Annotated in this window: 19 protein-coding genes; all 19 read right to left on the reverse strand. The window is 37.9% G+C overall.

What is annotated here, in order from left to right; all coding sequences use genetic code 11:
• Nucleotides 1-20: 20 nt before the first annotated feature.
• A complete protein-coding gene (locus ACZ5R4_RS08455) occupies nucleotides 21-1,742 on the reverse strand; it encodes a class I mannose-6-phosphate isomerase (RefSeq protein ID WP_464368339.1) in 1,722 nt (573 codons plus the stop codon).
• A gap of 112 nt (nucleotides 1,743-1,854) precedes the next feature.
• On the reverse strand, nucleotides 1,855-2,583 hold the full coding sequence (locus tag ACZ5R4_RS08460) for a GntR family transcriptional regulator (protein WP_054861526.1): 729 nt from the start codon (nucleotides 2,581-2,583) through the stop codon (nucleotides 1,855-1,857).
• A 134-nt stretch (nucleotides 2,584-2,717) separates the two neighbouring features.
• Nucleotides 2,718-2,879, reverse strand: a complete 162-nt coding sequence (locus tag ACZ5R4_RS08465; protein ID WP_425454569.1) for a fibronectin type III-like domain-contianing protein — start codon at nucleotides 2,877-2,879, stop codon at nucleotides 2,718-2,720.
• A gap of 804 nt (nucleotides 2,880-3,683) precedes the next feature.
• Nucleotides 3,684-5,075 (reverse strand): 23S rRNA (uracil(1939)-C(5))-methyltransferase RlmD, encoded by a 1,392-nt coding sequence (rlmD, locus tag ACZ5R4_RS08470; RefSeq protein ID WP_464368340.1) that lies wholly within the window; start codon nucleotides 5,073-5,075, stop codon nucleotides 3,684-3,686.
• Nucleotides 5,076-5,298: 223 nt separating this feature from the next.
• Complete coding sequence (locus ACZ5R4_RS08475; RefSeq protein ID WP_109983907.1) at nucleotides 5,299-6,216, reverse strand: diacylglycerol kinase; 918 nt, start codon at nucleotides 6,214-6,216, stop codon at nucleotides 5,299-5,301.
• 232 nt (nucleotides 6,217-6,448) lie between these two features.
• Nucleotides 6,449-7,882 carry an Asp-tRNA(Asn)/Glu-tRNA(Gln) amidotransferase subunit GatB gene (gene gatB / locus ACZ5R4_RS08480; protein WP_054861528.1) on the reverse strand — a complete coding sequence of 478 codons (1,434 nt, stop codon included), beginning with the start codon at nucleotides 7,880-7,882 and terminating at the stop codon, nucleotides 6,449-6,451.
• A complete protein-coding gene (gene gatA, locus ACZ5R4_RS08485; RefSeq protein WP_054861529.1) occupies nucleotides 7,879-9,351 on the reverse strand; it encodes an Asp-tRNA(Asn)/Glu-tRNA(Gln) amidotransferase subunit GatA in 1,473 nt (490 codons plus the stop codon). The genes gatB and gatA overlap by 4 nt, the downstream gene beginning before the upstream one ends.
• 12 nt (nucleotides 9,352-9,363) lie before the next feature.
• Nucleotides 9,364-9,654 (reverse strand): Asp-tRNA(Asn)/Glu-tRNA(Gln) amidotransferase subunit GatC, encoded by a 291-nt coding sequence (gatC, locus tag ACZ5R4_RS08490; RefSeq protein ID WP_109983908.1) that lies wholly within the window; start codon nucleotides 9,652-9,654, stop codon nucleotides 9,364-9,366.
• A 150-nt stretch (nucleotides 9,655-9,804) separates the two neighbouring features.
• Nucleotides 9,805-10,956, reverse strand: a complete 1,152-nt coding sequence (locus ACZ5R4_RS08495) for a CamS family sex pheromone protein (protein ID WP_109983909.1) — start codon at nucleotides 10,954-10,956, stop codon at nucleotides 9,805-9,807.
• Nucleotides 10,949-12,970, reverse strand: coding sequence for an NAD-dependent DNA ligase LigA (ligA, locus tag ACZ5R4_RS08500; RefSeq protein ID WP_464368341.1), 2,022 nt, complete (start codon nucleotides 12,968-12,970; stop codon nucleotides 10,949-10,951). Before ligA ends, ACZ5R4_RS08495 begins: the two co-directional genes overlap by 8 nt.
• A 16-nt stretch (nucleotides 12,971-12,986) precedes the next feature.
• Nucleotides 12,987-15,215, reverse strand: coding sequence for a DNA helicase PcrA (pcrA, locus tag ACZ5R4_RS08505; RefSeq protein WP_464368342.1), 2,229 nt, complete (start codon nucleotides 15,213-15,215; stop codon nucleotides 12,987-12,989).
• Nucleotides 15,216-15,246: 31 nt separating this feature from the next.
• Nucleotides 15,247-15,930 (reverse strand): heptaprenylglyceryl phosphate synthase, encoded by a 684-nt coding sequence (pcrB, locus tag ACZ5R4_RS08510; protein WP_109983912.1) that lies wholly within the window; start codon nucleotides 15,928-15,930, stop codon nucleotides 15,247-15,249.
• Nucleotides 15,931-16,093: 163 nt separating this feature from the next.
• Nucleotides 16,094-16,693: a YdhK family protein gene (locus tag ACZ5R4_RS08515; protein ID WP_425454570.1), complete on the reverse strand. Its 600-nt coding sequence runs from the start codon at nucleotides 16,691-16,693 to the stop codon at nucleotides 16,094-16,096.
• 24 nt (nucleotides 16,694-16,717) lie between these two features.
• Nucleotides 16,718-17,242, reverse strand: coding sequence for a CueP family metal-binding protein (locus ACZ5R4_RS08520; protein WP_109983913.1), 525 nt, complete (start codon nucleotides 17,240-17,242; stop codon nucleotides 16,718-16,720).
• Between the two features lie 732 nt (nucleotides 17,243-17,974).
• A complete protein-coding gene (locus tag ACZ5R4_RS08525) occupies nucleotides 17,975-19,054 on the reverse strand; it encodes a PRK06851 family protein (RefSeq protein WP_464368343.1) in 1,080 nt (359 codons plus the stop codon).
• A gap of 136 nt (nucleotides 19,055-19,190) precedes the next feature.
• Nucleotides 19,191-20,174, reverse strand: coding sequence for a Gfo/Idh/MocA family protein (locus ACZ5R4_RS08530; protein ID WP_277680026.1), 984 nt, complete (start codon nucleotides 20,172-20,174; stop codon nucleotides 19,191-19,193).
• A 59-nt stretch (nucleotides 20,175-20,233) separates the two neighbouring features.
• A complete protein-coding gene (locus ACZ5R4_RS08535) occupies nucleotides 20,234-20,530 on the reverse strand; it encodes a YerC/YecD family TrpR-related protein (protein WP_054788002.1) in 297 nt (98 codons plus the stop codon).
• 26 nt (nucleotides 20,531-20,556) lie between these two features.
• Nucleotides 20,557-21,588 carry a DUF3048 domain-containing protein gene (locus ACZ5R4_RS08540; RefSeq protein WP_464368344.1) on the reverse strand — a complete coding sequence of 344 codons (1,032 nt, stop codon included), beginning with the start codon at nucleotides 21,586-21,588 and terminating at the stop codon, nucleotides 20,557-20,559.
• Nucleotides 21,589-21,681: 93 nt separating this feature from the next.
• On the reverse strand, nucleotides 21,682-23,424 hold the full coding sequence (locus tag ACZ5R4_RS08545) for an adenine deaminase C-terminal domain-containing protein (RefSeq protein ID WP_464368345.1): 1,743 nt from the start codon (nucleotides 23,422-23,424) through the stop codon (nucleotides 21,682-21,684).
• Nucleotides 23,425-23,484: the final 60 nt, after the last annotated feature.

Genomic DNA, 23,484 nt, shown 5'->3' on the forward strand with positions numbered 1-23,484 from the left:
ACTATTCCCCCTCCTATGATTTAGCGCACAAATGCCTTAATTGTCATTAATTGTTTACCTATACTCCTGCCATACGGCTGGATCGTATATTGTTTCACTGATTCCGGAATAATAAAGGTTTCTCCATAGTGCACCACAAACGGATCAAAACTGTGATCAAGGCTCTCAATAATTGCCTCTTCCCCTTCGACCAAATTCAACATATTGACGCTGCCATGAGTTTGATGCAAAACCTTGCCAGTAAAGGTATGTCTTCTCGTTTCAATAAATTCCGTTTTATGAAGCCCTGTACGTTCTTCCTGCCATTCTGGATATTCAGCGATAAGCTCCATTTGATTGCATAATTCTTGTTCTACCCAGTCTTGATCACGTGATATCACAATATTAGGCTCTCCATGATTTAAATGGACAGGACGAGGCAAGCCATCTAAACCAAGCCGACCCCAATCCCAAAGTTTAAAGGTAAAACGATTAGGAGTAGCACTTATTTCTAATACCACGGTGTTCGCACCCGCACTATGAATAGTTCCTGCTGGAATGGAATAATGATCATGTTTTTTCACTGGACGCTGATAAATATATTGTTCATCAGGAAAACGCTCACCGCTTGAAGCTGAATGTTGCAACGCTTTCATTAATTCTTTTTTATTGGTACCATTTTTAACCCCTAAATAGAGTGAGGCCTGATCCTTCGCCTCTATAATGTAATAACTCTCATCTTGCGTATAGGTCATGCCAAATGTCTTCTGTACATACTCTACTAATGGATGCACTTGCAGGCTGAGATTACCGCCCCCTACTGTATCCAAGTAATTAAAACGGATTGGAAATTCTTTGCCTAATTGATCATAGACTCGTTCGCCCAATAAAGCTGCAGGTTGATAGAATACAAGATTATTAGCTGGGATTTCCATCTGAATTGTATTTGTTGCCAGCAATAAGCTGTTCTCCTCTGGAACACCATCAAAACTCCATGCCAAATTGTCCTTATACTGTTCCACTTCAAAGGTTTCCTGCATCCAGTTACCACCCCAGACTCCAGGATCAAAGAATGGCACTAAACGAAAAGGCTGTCTGGCAATCTGCTCTAATGCTTCAAAATAAGCCGTTGCCTCTAACATTACAGGTTGATTAGCTTGATGAGTGTCCAGGAAATAATCAATCGAATTAAACAATTGCTGTTTGAGCCTGTCCGCCACACGCCACTCAAAGAAGTAACCACGTTTGATCATACGTAAAGGATCTTCTCCAGCATTATTGGCTTGCCAATTACTATAGGTGCCAGATTGATATCTTTTTTGAATTTCCCATCTGGACAGATCTGCATAGATCAATAGATCAGCTGGGTAGAGCAAAGAAGCTCCAACTCCATATACCACCACAGATTGATTACTTGCCAAAACAGTTTGGATTTTTTGTTGTAATATCTCTTGTTGTTTTCCATCTATAAAGTCTTGCAATTGATGATGACTAACTACACCAAAAATTCGATCTTCTGTTAAGTTTTCTTCAATCATGGTTGTGACTTTTTCCACCGTACAGAACTGTTCTGTAGCTTGTATAATTAACCCCGGTTCTAGCGGTGCTATTAACCGCTCTAGAATTTCCTCTTCATTTATAGCAGGATAACATTCCACAGCTATAACATTACTCTTGGTTCGTCGTATTTCTGTCTGAATTGCTGAATATCCATTAAACCCTCCTTGTACTTTTACTCTTGTTTTTGGAAAAGCATCATACATAACATACCTCCTTTATTGTTCTTTTGTCATAACATTATAGCACAAGAAATGGCGCTAAATTGTCTTTTTCAAAGAGCGCTGTCTCTAGGGTTGAAGGGCTTTGTTATATAATTCAGCTTTGATGGAAGTCTAAATAATAACGATATTTCTTACCTATATAGAAGCATTCTGTATATTCATAAAAGTTTTCTGTAATTTGTGAAGTAAAGCGGACACGTTTTAATACTGGTTCTGATTCTTTGATTTTTAACTTTCGCTGAACTTCCCGATTCGGTGAGACAGCCTCCACATACTCTCGTTCTTGGTTAACGATAATATTTTTTGTACGTAAATAAGCATAAAAAGAAGTATAGTAATCTCTCGGGTCTATTGAATAATCACGATCATAAGCAATATAGGTAATAAAGAAGGCAAATACAGCGTCCTCGTCTCCTCTAACACGTTTCAAGATCAATATCTGACTGCCTGTTTCAATATTAAGAAACTTTGCGATTCGTTTATCTGCATTAGCTAACTGAATTTCAACATCTACTGTTTTTGCATATTTTCCTCTCTCTTGTAATTCTTGGGTAAAACCTTTAATAACTGTAAAATGGTCTTCTTCCTGAAAAGCTTCTTTAACAAATGTACCTTTTGAACGAATGCGAACAAGCATATCTTCCTTCATTAGCTCATCGATTGCCTTACGTATAGTAATTCGACTGACATGATACATCGAACAAAGCTCCATTTCAGTTGGTATCCGCTCTCCCTCGGGCCACTTTTCTGTTTGAATATTTAAACGCATATCATCTGCAATTTGAGCGTATAAGGGATATGCATCTTGACTTTTTACCTTCATGCTTAACCTGCTTTCTTTTGCTAACATTCTTAAAGACAGTGTCCGTTTTTTTAGTAAAAAAGTCAAGAATTATTCGAGTCAAGGGCATGTTTAATTTATATATATCCTGAATTGTTTAACGTGGTGCTAATCATTCATAATATCATCATTATGATAAATCTATTGGATGATTCGACAGCCATTAACCTTACGTTCCCATGTTCAACTGTCTGGTTCATGTCTAAATTCCAAATAGATAATTTTTCAAAACCTAGTTGTAACCTCACCCTCTTAGTTTTTCCGGCAGGTAGTGGCACCTAGCTCTTTTTTCCTCAAATCGTTGCACTCTATTTAATTTACGAAACCTTTATTATCATTTGTAAGGAAAATACTAAAATTCTAATTTTTTAAGAAATGTATTTGTCTGCTACTGTTAATAGTACATTTTGATATATATTCTCCATTTGATTGTGATAAAGTCCAAATATCACAATCATCTAAATCAAATTTCCATCCATACTCTAAAGTTGGTTCAGAGTCTAAAGCAAGAAATCAAAATCATACGCTACACGACCTTTAGCTAATTTGATAATAATATTTTCAAATCTCTCTTTATCAAAATACAAAACTTTTCCCTTTCCCCTTGCAAGCCCCATTCCACCGTATCAGTTAAAATAAAGTTTTGCTACGGAACCCCCATTATTAGACTTTTTCGGATCAAAAATGACCGTTTTTCGGACCTTTTTCGGCTGTTTTTTCACGTTTTTTTCGGAGTTGGAATAAAGTTTTGGTAATAGAATGAAAAAATAGGAGAGAAAAGATAGTGGAGTTAAGAGGGATAGAATAAAGAGAAAAATAGTGGATGAGTATTGATTTGTTATTGAATTGAATCATGGATGAGATATTGAAAAAACACAGTAATGACAAGAAATAACGGAGATAAGAATGATCGAATAAGATTCTTTCCTCCTCCCTCTTTACTCTATTATGGGCATGAAAAAACTCGGGCTCCATTTGAGGAAAACCCGAGAAATTATTAGATTTCTTATTGGAAAAGCAAATGTTTATTCTTACAGAATTGGTGGTGAAATTAGCAAGAGTTTATTATGGTTGCCAAGAGTTTATTTTTGATCTACAAAATCCAATTCCAACCAAGCCACACATTCGATATGTGTCGTCTGCGGAAACATATCCACAGGCTGCACTTCCTTCGTCTCATAACCACCCTCATCCAAGATCTTTAAGTCTCTTGCCAATGTGGATGGATTACAGGACACATATACAATTCTTTTTGGCTTCATGTCAATCATTGCTTGCAAAAAGTATTCATCACAGCCCTTTCTTGGAGGATCGACAACAATGACATCAGGACGTAATCCTTGAGCTTTCCACCATGGCATAACCTTTTCGGCTTGCCCTACAAAAAATTCGGCATTTTCTATCTGATTTAGTTTTGCATTTTCCTTCGCATCTGAGATCGCTTCAGGCACCACTTCTACTCCATAGACCTTTTTCGCATTTTTCGCTAGAAACAAGGAGATGGTACCTATTCCGCAGTATGCATCAATTACTGTCTCTTTTCCTGTTAAAGCTGCATATTCTAATGCTTTGTCATATAATTTTTTCGTTTGGACAGGATTGACTTGGTAGAAGGATTTGGCGGAGATAGCAAAACGAATACCACCGATTTCGTCATAGATATAAGGGTCTCCCCAAAGCACCTTTGATTTCTTACCTAAGATGACATTCGTCCGTTCAGGGTTGATATTTTGCACGACTGACTTTACTTCTGAATATGTTTTCACTATCTCATCTACAAGCTTTTCTAATGCCGGTATTTTTTCCTTCTTCGTTATAAGAACAATCATCGTTTGTTTAGTTTCTTGACCAGAACGAACCATAATATGTCGTAATAGACCACGATTTTTTTCTTCATCATAGGCAGAGATCCCCAGCCTGTTGGCAATCTCTCTTACAGCATCAATCATTCGATCATTGACTTCATCGGTAATGATACACCGTTCCATATCATCGATAATATCATGGCTTCTTTTGCGATAAAATCCTGTAATAAGCTCGCCATTTTGCGATCCAACAGGAATTTGCACTTTATTCCGATAACGCCATGGATCCTCCATTCCGATTGTTGGATGGATAGGAATATCCACTATATGCCCAATCTTTTTCAGTGCATTTTGCACCTGGTTTCTTTTCATTTCTAGCTGCATCTCATAGCTCATATGTTGTAGCTGACAACCACCGCATTTGTAATAAACATTACAAGGAGGGTCTACTCTTGCAGGACTTTCTTCGACCGTTTCTACCAATTTACCAAATCCAAAGTTTTTCTTTACATTAATCACCTTTACTTTGGCTTTTTCACCTGGTAGAGCGTATGGAACGAATAATGGATAGCCTCCTATCTTTCCAACACCTGCGCCTTCATGTGTTATATCTTCAAATATAAGCTCCACCAGCTCATTTTTCTTTACAGGAGGTGTTATTTTCGTCATTTTATCTACATCCTTCTTGGAGATATATTTGTTGTCTGATCGTATGCTGTCAAAATTTTATCATAGTAAGAAGTAAATAGGAAATTCCTTGTCTAAATTCATCATTTCCTGGGAAATAATTACCTCATTCGTAGAAACATTAGATGCGTTAGCTTTCCTTATCCTTTATAATTTCCTAACGTATAAAAAATACGACATCTATCTTATAGACATCGTATCCTTCCTATTCTGTAATTTGATCCTGTTTTTCGATAAACTCTTTCGAAACAAAAAATTCAATATGACGATACAAATTGACAAATTCACCAGGCAATAGCCCACCATACTCCCCATCTAAATTCAACTGCATTTTCTCTTCTGAGTGTACTTTAATTCGATTGGCCTTTGTATAGAAAATATGTTTGTCTTCTAAGTGAGCTCCTCTTGTCGCAAGGGTAGCAATACGAATAAATTCTGCTAAATTCGCTTTTTTAAGAATTACTAAATCAAAATATCCGTCATCCATTTTCGCTGCCGGTGCTAGTTTTTCAAATCCACCAACAGAGTTTGTATTTGATACTAAAAATAACATGATTTCTTCTTCTAAAACCTTACCATCATATTCAATTTTTACTTTCGTTGGCTTTAGTGAAGGAAGCATCTCAATTCCTTTTAAATAATAAGCTAGCTGACCAAGCATTGTTTTAAGTTTACTTGGCACCTCATAAGTAAGCTCTGTCAATTTACCTCCACCAGCAATGTTCATAAAGTATTGGTCATTCACTTTTCCAATGTCAAGTGACCTAACATTATGTTCTAAAATCACGTCAACCGCCTTCTGAATTTCCCTTGGGATCCCGAGCGCACGAGCAAAGTCATTCGTCGTACCAACTGGAATAATTGCAAGTTGAGGCCGATAATCCTGTTCAGCTATACCTTGTACTACTTCATTAACCGTCCCATCTCCACCAGCAGCTATGATTAGATCGAATTTTTGTTCCACGGCATATCGAGCAGCTTGAACCCCATCTCCTTCACATGTGGTGGCATGTGTCGATGTTTCATAACCTGCTTGCTCAAACCTTTTCAATACTTCCGCTAGTTCTCTTTTAAACACTTCACGTCCAGAAGTTGGATTGTAAATAATACGCGCACGTTTCATGTTCATATCTCCTCTTAAGTAAACCTTCTATCTTACATCATAAGCGATTTAATCATAATTGCAAAGAAAAACTACTATTTTTTGTAAGTGCCCAGACAAGTTGACGTTTATACAAGTATTATCTCTAAGGTTGTGTTCAATATTATTTTTGCTTCGATGAGTACTTTATCAACATGTAAAAAGGACTGAGCGACTATGCCACAGTCCTTCTTCTTTCGCTATCAGACATGGATTATCTTTTGTCGATTTCTTCTTTAATGATTTTATTTACCATTGGTGGGTTTGCTTGGCCTTTGGTAGCTTTCATTGTTTGACCAACTAAGAAGCCAAGTGCTTTATCCTTCCCATTTTTGAAGTCAATGATAGATTGCTCGTTCGCATCAAGAATTCCGACAATAATTTCACGAAGCTGGCCTTCATCTGAAATTTGTACAAGTCCTTTTTCTTTGACGATTTTTTCTGGATCTCCGCCTTTGTCTACTAATTCAGCAAAGACCTTTTTAGCCATTTTGGAGGATATCGTTCCATCCGCAATCAACTGTATCATTTTCGCTAAAGCTTCTGGTGTCATCTTTAAATCTGTAATTTCGATTTGATGTTTATTCATATATGCTGAAACTTCACCCATTAGCCAGTTAGAAGCTTGCTTAGGATCTGCTCCTGCGGCAATCGACGCCTCAAAGAAATCAGACATTTCTATCGTACTTGTTAACACTCCTGCATCATAGGAAGGGAGATCTAATTCCTTCACATATCGTTCTCTACGTGCATCTGGTAGTTCTGGAATTTCTGCACGAATTCTTTCCTTCCATGCATCGTCAATATAAAGTGGTACAAGATCTGGCTCAGGGAAATAACGATAATCGTCAGAACCTTCCTTCACACGCATGAGAATGGTTTCTTTCGTTTGTTCATCATAACGGCGAGTTTCCTGTAGAATTTCCCCACCATTTAATAGTACTTCTCGTTGACGCTTTTCTTCGAATTCTAAACCTTTTTGCACGAAGGAGAAGGAGTTTAAATTTTTCAGCTCTGTTTTTGTACCAAATTCTTTTTGGCCAACTGGACGAATAGAAATATTGGCATCACATCGCAGTGAACCCTCTTCCATTTTACAGTCAGATACTCCTGTATACTGAATAATATTCTTTAATTTTTCAAGATAAGCGTAAGCCTCTTCTGGTGTACGAATATCTGGTTCTGATACGATCTCAACAAGTGGCGTACCTTGTCGATTATAATCGACTAATGAATAGCCATCATCATTATGTGTTAATTTTCCAGCATCTTCTTCTAAATGAAGGCGGGTAATTCCTATTTTCTTTTTCTCTCCATTCACTTCAATTTCGATCCATCCGTTTTCCCCAATAGGTTGATCGAATTGTGAAATTTGATAGGCTTTAGGATTATCTGGATAAAAATAGTTTTTACGATCAAATTTGGTATCTGTTGCGATTTCACAGTTAATCGCCATTGCTGCCTTCATCGCATAATTTACTGCTTCTTCATTTAAAACTGGTAAAACACCAGGGTACCCTAAGTCAATTGGGTTCACATTAGCGTTCGGTTCGGAACCAAATGCATTGGGACTTGGACTAAAAATCTTAGAATTCGTCTTTAATTCCACGTGAACCTCTAAACCAATGACTGTTTCGAAATTTGTCATGATAGGTCACCTCCTAGGTTAGGACGTCTATTATGATGATCGGTAGCTTGTTCAAAAGCATATGCCGTACGATAAATCGTGGATTCATCGAAATGTTTTCCGATAATTTGTAGTCCAATTGGTAATCCTTCACTTGAAAACCCACAAGGTATGGAGATGCCCGGAACACCTGCTAGGTTTACTGGAATAGTTAAGATATCATTTGCATACATGGTTAAAGGATCATCTATCTTTTCGCCAACTTTAAATGCTGGTGTTGGAGTAGTTGGGCCAACAATCACGTCATAGTCTTCAAAGACTTTTTCAAAATCATTTTTGATTAATGTCCGTACTTTCTGAGCTTTTTTGTAGTAAGCATCGTAATATCCAGAGCTTAAAGCAAACGTACCAAGCATAATACGACGTTTTACCTCATCTCCAAACCCTTCAGATCGTGAGTATTTAAACATATCTAACATATCAACACGCTTTTCTGTACGGACACCATAACGTACCCCATCAAAACGAGCTAAGTTCGCACTAGCTTCTGAAGAGGAAAGAAGATAATAAGCAGCTACAGCATATTTAGAATGTGGTAAGGATACCTCTTCCCATGTTGCACCTAATTCTTCGTATTGTTTTAAGGCTGCTAATACAGCTTCTTTCACCTCTGGATTAACCCCTTCTTGCAAATACTCTTTTGGTACCGCAATACGTAATCCTTTTACATCCTGCTTTAAAGCATCACTATAATTTGGGATATCCACATTGGCAGAAGTAGAGTCCATTTTATCTTGCCCAACAATGGCCTGTAATAAATGTGCATTGTCTTCTACCGTACGAGTAAGTGGTCCAATTTGGTCTAGTGAAGATGCAAATGCAACTAATCCAAATCGTGATACTAAACCATATGTAGGCTTTAAGCCGACCACTCCACAAAATGCAGCAGGTTGACGGATAGAACCACCAGTATCAGAGCCTAATGAAAAGAACACTTCACCAGCTGCAACAGATGCAGCTGAACCACCACTAGATCCACCTGGAACATAATCTGTATTCCATGGATTGCGTGTTTTCTGGTAGCTAGAATTTTCATTAGATGAACCCATCGCAAATTCATCCATGTTTAGCTTACCAACAGTTACTGTATTCTCTGCTTTAAGCTTTTCCACAACGGTAGCATCATATAATGGATCATTTAGGTTGTCCAAAATTTGACTAGCACATGTTGTACGCAAGCCTTTTGTTACAATATTGTCCTTGATTCCAATCGGAAGTCCGTATAAAATCGATGCATCAGAGCCTAGTTTTTCGTCTAGTTCTTTTGCTTGTTTTCTAGCTTCTTCTTCATTCAAAGTAAGAAATGCTTGGATTTTGTCATCTACTTCATGTATGCGAGTATATGACGCATCGACAAGATCGCTAACTGTAATTTCTTTATTATGTAGCTTTTCTTGTAATTCCTTTAATGTATAATCGAAAAGTGACACTAGCCTTCCTCCTTAATCTAAAATAGACGGTACTCGGAATTGACCATCCTTTTGATCTGGTGCATTCTTAAGTGCATCCTCTTTACTAATCCAATCTCTCGGCTCATCCTTACGCATCACGTTTTTTAAGTCTAATACGTGTGTTGTTGGCTTTACATTCTCCGTGTCTAACTCATTCAAGAGCTCTGCGTAATTAATAATATCACCTAGTTGTTTGGTCATTTTCTCTACTTCTTCGTCAGTTAAAGCAAGGCGTGCTAAATTAGCAACATGCTTTACCTGTTCCTTTGAGATATCTGCCAAAATATTCACCTCCAAAAAAAGTCCCATTTATAAATTGATTGAAAAAATCCAAAGCGCCAATGATAGGCGCTAAGAATCTACAAATACTAAAATCCATAAGGTCTATTTTACCATTAAAACACTAATTTCAAAACAGATTTGTATCATAATTTAGTTATAGATATGAACAAACCCTTCCTCTTCACCAGCTTCACGAACAATTAGTGCCTCTTGATTTTGACCTGAGGTAATATTGATCTCCAAATTATAATGATTCGGAAAGCCAGATAGAACCAACCCATAAACATATTGGGTAAAACCGATTAACTCTGACTTCCCATAGAAGGAGACTGGTATATCAATCGTTAAATCTCTCAATTCTTCACCTTGATAGAAGCCTTTTCCTATCACACTTACATAGTTAGGAAAATAGGAAGCAACATCTGCTTCAAAGTCTGATAAGGTTGCGGAAGTATCTGAATAATTTTTCTCGGCATTGTTTGAAGGAAACAGTACATAGTTCTCATCCACTTCCTTCCAATCTCCTATTGATGATTCATCTCCAGCTATATTCGTTTTGGCGACAAAGTTACCTGGTACGAGTGAGCTTTGTGGAGCTTCCCGATAAATCATCATCATGACAGGAACCTTCTCCAACCCTTCTATCTCTCTAATTCTCTTCAACACTTCATCCGCTATTTTATTTGCTTCACTTAACATTTTGTTCTTTGATATCTCCTGGTAGTAATAAGGTCCGCCGACTTCTGTTTGAAATCGGTAAACAGATTTCATGGCGATCGCAATCGAAATCCCGGAAAGCTTCACCATTTCACCATCTGTTTTCGTCAAGTAATTTTGCTCCACAATATGTGATAAGTATTTAGGATTTTTTCTTTCCGCTTCTTCTGATGTCTCACCCTCACCCAATGCAGGATTTAAACCAAGTGGATGCTCTTCTTTATCATAGCGTTCTAGCCATGAATAAAGTATATCCTCTGTCAAATATTGGCCTTCTTGAAAGAAATACTTGTCTGGGTCATAAACACTGGTGGAATGTCTCCGCAATCCTTCCTCTAACTCATCAATATCTAATCGATTGGATACTTGGTTGGTGATAACCCCTCGAGCCTGACTAAGACTTGAATCGACTAAGACACGATAAGTATCTTCTGATAAATTATGTGTCGGAATAATCGCTGTTTCCTGTTCCGCTTCTTCCGTTGAATCATCTACTATCGTTTCCTCAGGATCTTCTCCAAATTGTGGCGCACAACCTGCCAGAAGAAGCACGATGATTAACAGACTATACTTGATTCTATTCATTTATGCTTCCCCCCTCTAAAACAGTTTGTAGCTTTTCCTCGTCCCATACCTGAATCCCGAGCTTATTCGCTTTATCTAGTTTTGATCCTGCATCCTCACCGGCAATGACAATATCTGTTTTTTTACTAACACTTCCTGTTACATTTCCTCCGAGGGACTCAATCTGTTGTTTTACTTCCTGTCGAGTATAGATCGACAATTTTCCAGTTAAAACAATCGTCTTACCAGCAAATACTGCGTCTTCTCCAACATCTGTAGCCTTTGGTCCCTTATAGGTAAGATTCAATCCTAGGTCCTTTAGCTCTGTTAAAAGATATTGTACCTTATCATCTTCAAAGTAACGCACAATAGAATCAGCCATTTTATCTCCGATTTCATCGACAGCTGTTAATTCTTCAAAGGATGCTTGTTGTAAATTCTCCATTGTTTCAAAATGTGCTGCTAATGTTTTGGCAGCTTTCGATCCAACATAGCGAATTCCAAGCCCGAATAACAACCGCTCCAAGGAATTTTCCTTTGATTGTTCAATCGCTTGAAGCAGATTCGAAACGGACTTTTCTCCCATTCTTTCCAGCTGGAGTAGCTCTTCTTTTTCTAATCTGTATAGATCTGCAATTGTATGAATGAGCTTCTCACGGAAAAGCTGTTCCACCACCTTTTCTCCAAGCCCATCAATATTCATAGCAAGTCTTGAAACGAAATGTATCAAGCCTTCCTTCAGTTGGGCAGGACAATTCGGATTGATACATCTTAAGGCAACCTCTTCCTCTAATCGAACAAGCTCATTACCGCACGACGGACATTCAGTTGGCATCGCAAAAGGTTTCCCTTCCTCTATTCGTTTATCCATCACAACACGAACAACTTCTGGAATGATGTCACCAGCCTTTTTTATAACCACTGTATCCCCAATACGAATATCCTTCTCTTTAATTAGATCCTCATTGTGTAAGGAGGCCCTTTGCACAGTAGTACCTGCAACTTTCACTGGTTCAAGGATTGCCGTCGGAGTTATCACACCAGTTCTACCGACACTCAATTCGATATCGGTTAATTCCGTTACCGCTTCTTCTGCTGGAAATTTATAAGCAATAGCCCAGCGCGGACTTTTCGCTGTAAACCCTAGTTGCTCTTGTGCTTCTAAGTTATCTACCTTGATAACAATCCCATCTATATCATAAGAGAGTTCTGCTCGTTTTTCTACCCAATTCTCAACATATTCTAAAACCTCTTCGATGCCCTCACATTTTCGCCATTCTGGGTTTGTCTTAAACCCAAGCTGTTGTAAATAAGTAAGACGCTCACTATGTGTGCTAAGCTCACCTGATTCCCATTCTCCTACTGCATAGAGAAATATATCAAGGTTTCTTTTGGCTGCAATTTTAGGATCTAGCTGTCGAAGCGATCCTGCAGCAGCATTTCTAGGATTAGCAAACGGTTCTTCCTCCATCTGTTCTCTTGCTTCATTCAATGCTAGAAAGGATTTTTGTGGCATATAGGCTTCCCCGCGTACTTCAATCGGATTGTCATCCTTAATTTTTAACGGAATACTACGGATAGTTTTTAAATTATTCGTAATATCTTCACCAGTTGTTCCATCACCACGTGTTGCTCCTTGAACAAAAAAACCATTCTCATATCTTAAAGAAATCGCCAGACCATCAATTTTTAATTCACATACATATGTTACTTTGTTTACGTCTAACCCTTCACGTACTCGGCGATCAAAATCCTTTAAATCCTCTTCGTTAAAGGCATTGCCTAAGCTAAGCATCGGCACACGATGAGTCACTTTTTGAAACCCTTCTAACGGCTCACCTCCGACACGTTGGGAAGGAGAGTCTGGGGTGATCAAATGAGGGTATTGCTCTTCTATTTGTTTCAATTCTTGCATTTTTTGATCATATTCGGCATCAGGCACACTAGGTTTGTCTAAAACATGGTATTCATAATTGTATTGTGCTAACACCTCGCGTAAGCTTTCTAGCTTTTTTTTCGCCTCTTGTTCGGTCATTGAGACACCCTCCTTCTTATCCTTTCGTAATCGGAGCGAATTTTGCCAATAGTCGTTTAATTCCAGTTGGTGCTGGGAAAGCAATATCTAACTCCAATCCTTCCCCTTCCCCATTCACTTTAACAACAGTTCCTTGTCCCCATTTGTTATGCTTTGCTTTATCGCCAACCTTCCACTCCTGCTTCTCGCCATCACTTGTTTGTTGTACGATTCTTCTTGGTTTACGTTTTGGCTGATCAAACGGAAGCTCACTATCCTGGATATCTACTCGGTTAAAGCCAAACATAGAATCTTCTACTTGTTCTTTTCCTTCTAACAGTTCTTCAGGAATTTCATTAATAAAACGACTAATAGGATTCATATTGGTTCTACCAAATAGTGTCCGCATTTTCGCATGAGAAACATGCAGTAATTCTTCTGCTCTAGTTATCCCTACATACGCGAGCCTACGTTCTTCCTGCATCTCCTCTTCATCCATCATCGATCTACTATGTGGAAAAACATTTTCCTCCATTCCGATTAAGAACACGACCGGGAATTCCAAACCCTTCGCTGCATGTAATGTCATCATAGTGATTTTATCATCTGCAGTTGGGTCATCATCCATACGGTCAATATCAGAGATTAAGGCTAAATCGGTTAGAAAATTAACTAAGGTTTTGTCTTCATTTGTCTCTTCAAAGTGCTTCGTAACTGTTTTAAATTCCTCAATATTTTCAAGTCTTGTTTGGGCTTCAATACTTCTTTCATTGATTAGCATTTTCTCGTAACCTGTCTTCTCAATTACCTCTTCCACCATATCTGTAGCAGTCAGAAATTCCTGCTGTTGTTCCCAATTTTTAATCATTTGACCAAATTCTATTAAAGATTTTGCCGCTTTGGCACTAACACCGACAAAGTCTACCTCCTGCACAGCTGTATATAAGGAAATATCATTTGCCGCAGCATATGCTTGTAATTTATCAATCGAGGTCTTGCCTACTCCTCTTTTCGGTTCATTGACTACCCGTAAAAAGCTAATATCATCTTCAGGATTGACGATGAGACGTAAATAAGCGAGCATGTCCTTTATTTCTTTACGATCATAGAATTTGGTTCCCCCGACCATCTGATAGGGGATATTTGCTTTCATAAAGGTCTCCTCAATCGCACGGGACTGTGCATTTGTTCGATAAAGGATCGCAATATCCTTATGGGAGTATTTCCCTTCACGAATATATTCTTCGATCTTTTCTGCAACAAACAATCCTTCCTCACGTTCTGTGGAAGCATGGAAATAATGAATCTTATTTCCTTCCTGGTTGTCCGTCCATAAGTTCTTCGGTTTTCTTCCAGTATTATTTTCTATCACTTTATTAGCAGCTTGCAAAATAGATTTTGTCGAACGGTAATTCTGCTCCAACATGACTACTTTTGCAGTTGGATAATCTTTTTCAAAGGAAAGGATGTTCGTGATATCTGCCCCTCTCCATGCGTAGATAGATTGGTCAGAATCCCCAACAACACAAAGATTCTGAAAACGTGCTGCAAGTTGTTTTACCAAATAATATTGGGCATGGTTTGTGTCTTGATATTCGTCCACATGAATATATTGAAAGCGTCGTTGATAGTACTCTAGAACTTCTGGAACACGGTTAAATAGATGAATAGTTTGCATAATCAAATCATCAAAATCTAATGCTTGGTTTTTCCTTAATCGTCTTTGGTATTCTGCATACACCTCAGAAATTTGTCTACTGTAGAAATCTGCAACTGATTCTGCATATTTTTCTGGTGTAATCAGTTCATTTTTCGCACTGCTTATCGCTCCTAGAAATGCTCTAGGCTCGAATTTCTTCGGATCTAAATTCTTCTCTTTTACGATATTTTTTATGACGGTTAATTGGTCACCACTATCTAAAATCGTAAAGTTTCGACTGTAGCCGATACGATCAATATCTCTTCTTAAAATACGGACACACATAGAGTGAAAAGTGGAAACCCACATATCATTACCAACAGGGCCCACTAAAGCCTCCATCCTATCCTTCATTTCCCTTGCTGCTTTATTCGTAAAGGTAATCGCTAATATACTTCTGGGGGATACTTCTTTTTCATCCAATAAGTATGCTATCCGGTGTGTCAATACTCGGGTTTTCCCACTTCCCGCACCTGCCATGATCAGTAATGGGCCCTCTGTATGTTTGACAGCCTCTTGTTGTTCTTTATTTAAACCATTGAGTAGGTTATGCTTGATCGGACTCAATGTTAACACCATCCTTTTATTTCAGAAAAAATTACTTCTTAACTGCTTTGACTGTCTTTAATGCTTCTTTTGGGTTTTCATAGATGGCATTTCCAACAACAATCATATCGGCAAATTGACTCATTTCTTCTGCCTGGGATTTTGTTGAAATACCTCCACCATAGATAAGCTTGGTATTTGATAATTGATTGCTTATCGCTTCAACGAGATTGGGATCTCCATATTTGCCACTATACTCTACATAATAAAAAGGTAATCGAAATAAATGTTCAGCCATCCTCGCATAAGCAATCGCCTCATCTTCTGTAGGGAGACTACAATCTGTATGCTGAAATACCTTTGATTCGGGGTTCATGATACAATATCCTTCTGCATACATTTCCTCCCAATTAATGACATCTCCATATTCCACAACTGCTTCATGCTGTTTATCCACTAGCCATTTTTTATTTTGACTGTTAAGCACCATTGGCACAAAATAGTAATCAAAGCCTGGAGTTACAGATTCTAGATTCGAAATCTCTAAAATAACTGGAACGGAGTAGCGACGAATATAGCTGAGCAACTGTAGTACTCCATCTAATGTCACTTCATCTGTTCCACCAACTATAATCGCATCTGTTCCTGATTCACAGATTTGATCCAACACCTCATCTGAAATATCCTTTGCTGGATCTAGTTTGAACACATGCTTCCACTCATCCATATTATACACAATAATTAATCCTCCAATAATGACGATTCTATATCCATTATTTCATTATAGCAAAAATCCCGTCCATTTCAGAGTGATATAGAGAAGAAAGAAGGAAAAAATCTGAGGATAGTTCCAGGCTATAGGAAACCCCCACTAGTAAAGTGAGGGCTTAAAAATTATCCTATTCTACTGGAGAAAGCTCGTCTTCCGTCACCCATTTGTGATTTTTGACTACTTTCTTCGTTTCTGTATCTTTATAGCTAACCATATAAACAGTGGTATTTTGTGCAGAGTCGATTGTAGCATTCGCTCCATCCATGCCATTCATATGATCTGCCTCGAGAACCACCTCATCTCCTTCAGCGTATGGCGCTTCCTCTGCATTTTCAAGTTCTTCATGAATCACCCATTTGTGATTTTCTACTTTTTCACCACCAGTCGTTGGCTTGTAGGTTACTGCATAAACTGTAGTGTGATAGGCACCTTCAATTGTTGCTACAGCTCCATCCATTCCTTTCATATGTTTTGCACTCATTATCGCTTCACTTCCAAGAGGATATGTCGGATTATCCTCCTTCGCTAGATTTTCTGGAACTTCTCCTGAGCTAGAATGATCCATACTAGCATGTTCAGTAGAATCTGATTCCTTTTCCTGCTGGGATTCTTCATTCATATTAGAATCATTCTTTGTGTCACTAGGCTCTGTCTCATTATTTCCACCACAACCTACTAGTAAAAATACCATAAAGGTAACTATCGTTATTAGTATTTTTTGATTCAAAACTATACCTCCATTATTATTGACTTATATTAATTGCATAGTGGTGATGCAAGTATTGTCACCATCGAAAGTAGTAATTTTAGATTCCGCCATTTTTCCGTTATGTTCAATTTTCACCTCGTATGTCTTATCCCTCTTCAGCCAAAGATCAAGGAATCCATTTTCCAAAGATGTCATTCTTTCATTTATGATTACATTTCCATCTTCATCCATAATATGTACTTCGAATTCTTCTTCCTTCAGCTCTCCTTGACAGCCAGTTAAGCTGTGATTTTCACAAGGATGAGTGTTTTGTATAAAAGGAGCAATCGAAACAAAAAATTCATCATTAGGCAGTTCATAAGTAGCTTGGTTTTTATTACCATTTGTCACAATAAGCTCCTGGGAGGTGATAGAAGCGGACAGATCTTCAAAATCTCCTGCACTATAGCGTTCTACCATTTCTTTAATATCCCGTGGTTCTTTTTCCTTTGAAGCCTTATCATCACATCCCACCATTGCCAAACTAAGCAACATTATCCACATTATAACCACTATACTTCTTTTCATATACTTCACCCCTAATGTTTCTTATTCTCTCCTACTATTATCCGGTCCATAGTTGCTTTGGTCAATCTATAGGGGGCTATAGCTATTGGGAATTAATAAGGACTTGCTGTCTGTTATCATTTAGATGAAAAACATTTTGTGGGTCGGACTGGCCGGAGGTGTGCGTTATCCCTTGGATAAAGAATATTTCGGACAGGCGGTAGCTTAAAATGTACGTTATCTCTTGGATAAAGAACATTTTGGACAGGCGGTAGCTTTGATATGTACGTTATCTCTTGGATAAAGAACATTTCGGACAGGCGGTAGCTTGATATGTACGTTATCTCTTGGATAAAGAACATTTTGGACAGGCGGTAGCTTAATATGTACGTTATCTCTTGGATAAAGAACATTTTGGACAGGCGGTAGCTTAAAATGTACGTTATCTCTTGGATAAAGAACATTTCGGACAGGCGGTAGCTTTGATATGTACGTTATCTCTTGGATAAAGAACATTTTGGACAGGCGGTAGCTTGATATGTACGTTATCTCTTGGATAAAGAACATTTTGGACAGGCGGTAGCTTAAAATGTACGTTATCTCTTGGATAAAGAACATTTTGGACAGGCGGTAGCTTAAAATGTACGTTATCTCTTGGATACAGGCGGTAGCTTATGGGAGAGAATACAAATGTCGTCACTGCATAAACCATGAAGCATCTTCTTTTCCAATGCTTCATGGTTATTCGCAAAGCTAACTATTTTTCGCTAGCTTAGCAATCTCCCTATTGATAGCTATATCCATTTCATCAATTACCGAAAAATCAACGGCATCCATATACATAGCTTCTAATTGATCATTCAAAGACTTTGCCTTTTTCAAATGAGCAATACCATCCTTCATCCTTTGCTTATAGCTTTTTGTATAGTATATAATATCAGATTCATACTTTTCATCTGTACCAGGGGTGATGGTTAGCTTGTATAAATCAACAATTTCATCTCCCTTTCTCTTAGGAAAGTATTCATGCGGATCCGTACTATCAAATAAACATACACTAAGCTCCCGAATCACTACCATATCAACACTTTCTGGGTCAAAGCCACAATGATAAACTTCTATATCGAATCCACGTTCTTTACTTGCTGAGACTACTTTCTTTAAAAGTGTTGATTTTCCACTTCCAGCACGTCCTTTAATAAAATAACGCTTTGTCAATCCATCGGTAATTGATGGAATAAAATCCACAACACCTGCAGGGGTAGAGGCACCGAAGAAACGATGGCGAATAATTGCATTTTCGTTGTTACTCTTTTTATCAAGTAAAATTTCTTGAATTAATTCGTCTGTTACTTGATTGGCCTTATTAAAATCCATTTCCTTAATATATATATCCTCTAAGTAATCATGAATGTGTAGACCATCTGCAAAGCAATCATATGCTGCTTGAAATGTCTCTGAAATTTTTGCATGTAATTCCTGCCATTCGGTATGCATAGCTTTTAACTTTGCTTTATCTAAAGCTGCTTCAAAATCCACATAGTGAACCTCTGAAATAGGTGAAGTAGATGTATCAAAAATCCCAAATTGAAGTGCTGGAATAATAAGGCCAGCTAACGAATCATTATCAGATGAACTATGAATTCTCTCTGTATAATATCCTTGTTCTGTCCATGTATCAGCTAACTTTTTTATCATCGAGGATTTTAAAGTATGAGGACCACCCTTTAAAAGATAAATATTTTCTAATCCTTGCATATTTGATTCAAACAAATTATAGAATCCTTTTGCCGTATTCCCACTTGCATAATAATGCATCCCTTTCCCAGACAAAAATCATCACCTCTTTGAAAAAAGATTTACACATTAGCCTATGCAAATGTTTCAATTTCTGATACCACGTATTCATCTTAGTATTTCTCAACTAAAAAATCCCCAAAAGATCACAGCCTTTTGAGGATTTGACTACTTATTTATCTGCTGGAAACACGAGCCCTATATCTTCACGTGCTTGATCTAATACTTTCATTGTTTCTAAGGATAATTCCCAGGTGTTTGTACTATTTTCGATTTCGCCTTTTTGTACAGATTGAATAAAGGATAAGGCTTCATAATACATAGAATTCGCCACTTGATCCGTAGTTAGCTTTTCCTCTGTGCCGTCATGATAAACAATTTTCACATCTCGCATATCAGAAAATTTTCCGATAACAATCGAGCCTTTTTCTCCTTGTATCTCAGATGGTAATTTCGAGTTTGTAATCTTCGAAAACATGGCTACACCATTTAAAGTAGGATAATCCACTGTAACAGTACCTTCCCCATCTACTCCTGAATCTAGCATATAACCAGTTGCTTTCACTCTTTCTGGTGCTCCAAATAAAGCTACCATAGGGTATAGACAGTACACTCCGATATCCATTAAGGAGCCATTTGATAATTCTGGTTTGAAAGCATTTAAGACAATACCTTCTTTGTATTTATCATATCTGGAAGAATACTGACAAAAATTCGCTACATAGCGACGGACTGGCCCTATTTTATCCAGACTCTTTTTTACAAGATCGAAGTTTGGAAGGTGTGTCGTTTTCATTGCTTCCATTAAAGTAACATTGTTAGCCTTCGCTGTTTCTATCATCGATTCTACTTCGCGCTGGTTGGAGGCAAACGGCTTTTCCACTATTACGTGCTTTCCAGCCTTCATACAGGTCATGGCATGCTCAGCATGAAAAGCAGTCGGGCTTGCAATATATACAGCATCTATTACATCACTTTCTGCAAATACGGATAAATCTGTATAGGTTGATGTCACACCATATTTATTTGCAAATTCTTTTGCATTTTCTTCTGTTCTTGAATAAACAGCTGTAAGCTGAAAATCCTTTATTTTCTGCGCCCCATCAATAAATCGATCTGTGATCCAATTAGTTCCGATTACACCAAAACGAACCATTACTATCCTCTCCTTTTTCACACATGAAAAAGAGTCCCCCAAAAAGAGAGGCACCCTCTTTATTCTTTTTCTTTTAAACGATCGAGTACGATACGATAACCGTCATTCCCATAGGCTAGACATCTTTTCACCCGGGAAATAGTTGTCGTTGATGCACTAGATTCCTTTGCAATAGCTGTATAAGTACTACCTTCGTCTAACATCTTCGCAACTTGTAAGCGCTGTGCTAATGATTGAATCTCATTCATTGTTGCAATGTCATCAAAAAATCGATAGCATTCTTCTCGATCCTTTAATGTCAATATGGCATCAAATAACTGATCTAGTTGTTCGCCACGCAATTTATCGATTTGCATGGAATAATCTCTCCTTTTATTCCATCTTATTCACTCGTTACCTCTACTCCATCAATGCCTGGGGATGTTGGAATAACATTAATCCATGTTTTCCCTGGAACTAGTGGAACAGGTTTTCCATTCTTCGTTGGGATTATTCTATCATCAATTCGCTCCCATTGCACGTGTTGTACTTTACCCTTTTGGAGCAATAAAGCGTCCCCTCCAGATTGTAAGTCAATTTCACGTCTTCCTGCATTATCGACAACCTCATGTGCCGTTTCTAAAATAAAGACATTATCTATTTCTACTTCTTCGCCAGTAGCCTTTTCAGTCGTCTCTGTTCCACCATCGTAACGAATATATTTTTCATTGGTAGATTCATAGATATATTGAATAGGATTTCCGATATAATCAAACTGGACATTTGTTGCCGGGTCACCTTCTACAACTTCCTCTGTACTTAAAAAGGAAAACGGTGAGTAGCTTCCTTCTATTTCGTATCCCTTTTCTTCCGCTTCCTCATACACACTGTCAATTAACACATAAGAATTATGTGGTGCTACACGATCACTAGAACGTTCGAATAAAACTTTATCATTATCATAGTAGCTACCATTTAAATGATCGGCTGCACCATTTTGAAGCATTTGTTCAATAAAGTCAGCCGCTCCGTGGTAAATATAAAGCGCACCATAATCATTAGCAAGATTAAAATAATACGGTCGCGCACTTCTGACAGGTCCTACTTTTTCTGGGAGATTACTATGAAACAAGGCCATAAATCTCGTAATATTACCCTCAGCTAATATTTCAAAAACAATATCTGCCTGTGATAACCCCGTTTGTGGTCTTGCCTTCGGATGATTGTTTATCATAATAGCTAGGATTCGATTCGTCGGTTCGCTCTCTAACTCTAGCCCAGTGAGTGGTGCAATGATTGGTTCCGTCTCCTCGACTGGCTCTTCCACGGGTGCTTCTTGTTCTGGTTCCTTTGGATTGGATGTCTCTTTTTCATTAGTTGAGCAAGCCATTAACAATAAAGAAAAAACAAGAATAAGCATAATTTTCCATTTCATAATATAATCCGCCTTCCCTCAAGATTCTTTGAATAGAAAATGAGACATGCACTATAGGTACATGTCTTATCAACCATTTCATTATAGCATTGATTAACGCATAATCGCAGGAAATAAGATATCTTTTTTCTTGACATCAATTATTCCTAATGGAGTTATTCGAACAAAAGGTAGATGCATGGAAGATAAAAATAATAAATTGTATGGAGGATCCTCATATTTATAGCCATGTTTTATTAAAATTTCTTTTAGTTTTTCATCCTCTTTAATAAGAGCTGACATTTTTCCATCATACATCATTCCAGCTATATTTAATGGTAATTCAAAGATTACCTTCCCTTCGTTCACTAGCACAATGCCTCCACCAATTTCTTTCATTCTAGAAAAGGCAAGCATTAAATCTGATTTACTCTTACCGATTAATACAATATCCCCTGTCAGAGAATAAGAGCTTGCCAGACCACCCAAGGTCTCCGTGAATCCCTTGATAATTGTATTTACTCGCCATTCTCCTTCTCGATCAATCAACATGAGAAAAGATTCATCACATGAATTCATAATTTTTTCTGTATTGGCATCAATGGAGATAGGATATGGCTTCATAATCACATCATTTTCCATTCGAAGACCAACAGGCATCGAAAATTGCAAATCACTCTCTGACAAATGCCATTTTAAATCTAACTTGTCAAGACCGTATTTGCCCCAATCTATTTGTTGATTATGGTTAATCATCTTACCATCACGCTTAAGCCATTGACCCTTAGCAATTACAGAAATTGGTGTTGCGTTATCCTTTGCTTCCAAGATATTAAGATGAGCGACACGACCTGGTGCTATGCCACCTAAACGCTCCTCCAAATGAAATTGCTCTGCTGCATTGTAGGTTGCCATCATATATGCCTCTATCTCTGGGACTCCGTTATCAATAGCAATTTGTACACACTCGTTAATGATCCCATTCTTATAAAATGATGGAGTAGATCCATCTGTTGTCATGGTTAAATGATCATAAGATGTTAGCTCTAATTCCTGTAATTCTTGAAGTAATTTTGCTAAATCAGGTCTGACAGAAGAATTACGTAATCCAACCCGATAGCCCATTGCCAAGCGGTGGAAAACTTCCTCACCTGATAATGCCTCATGATCAGAGCTTGCCCCTAAGAGCTTAAGCTTTACTAACGTTTTTTCGGATGCACCCGGAAAATGGCCTTCGACAGGCTTACGTAATCGCTTCGCCTCCTGCATCCAATAAAGAATACGATCGTCATCCTTCATCACTTGTGGCCATGCTGTTAATTCCCCACCTTGAACAACAGCATCATGCTGGAGCCATGCTTGGATATCCTCATCATTAAAAATCTCTTGCTCTTCGTTGATTTCGGATTGTGAATCAAATCGTGCCCACCAGTACATGGATACCGGAAGCTGCATAAAGTCTTCCAATAATGAGAACGCTTTATTCCTATCCATTAAATAAAGCCATGGCAGGTTATCGTTCATTAGTGTTGTAGTTCCTGTCTGTCCTGCAAACATGGCTAATTCATACGGATTATATAGTTGAAATGGATGGACATGTGGTTCAATATAACCAGGTACTACATATTTACCGCTACAATCCACCACCTCCATACTTGTCATGTTTAGAGGCAATTTATCCCCTACGTACACAATGCGATCCTTATAAACCCAAATATGGGCTTCTATCCACTTTCGTAAGAACACATTTAAGTATAGGGCATTTTTCAATACCATTGTCGGTAGTTCTTTTCCATCAATAACCGCTACCTGCTTCCGAATTTCTTTATTACGCCATCTATATAAATGCTCACTCATGCTAATCTCCTCAACTTATATTTAATTTAAGTCTATTGTAGCATGGTTTGGTAGCGTTTG

The organism is Gracilibacillus sp. JCM 18860, assembly GCF_055395245.1.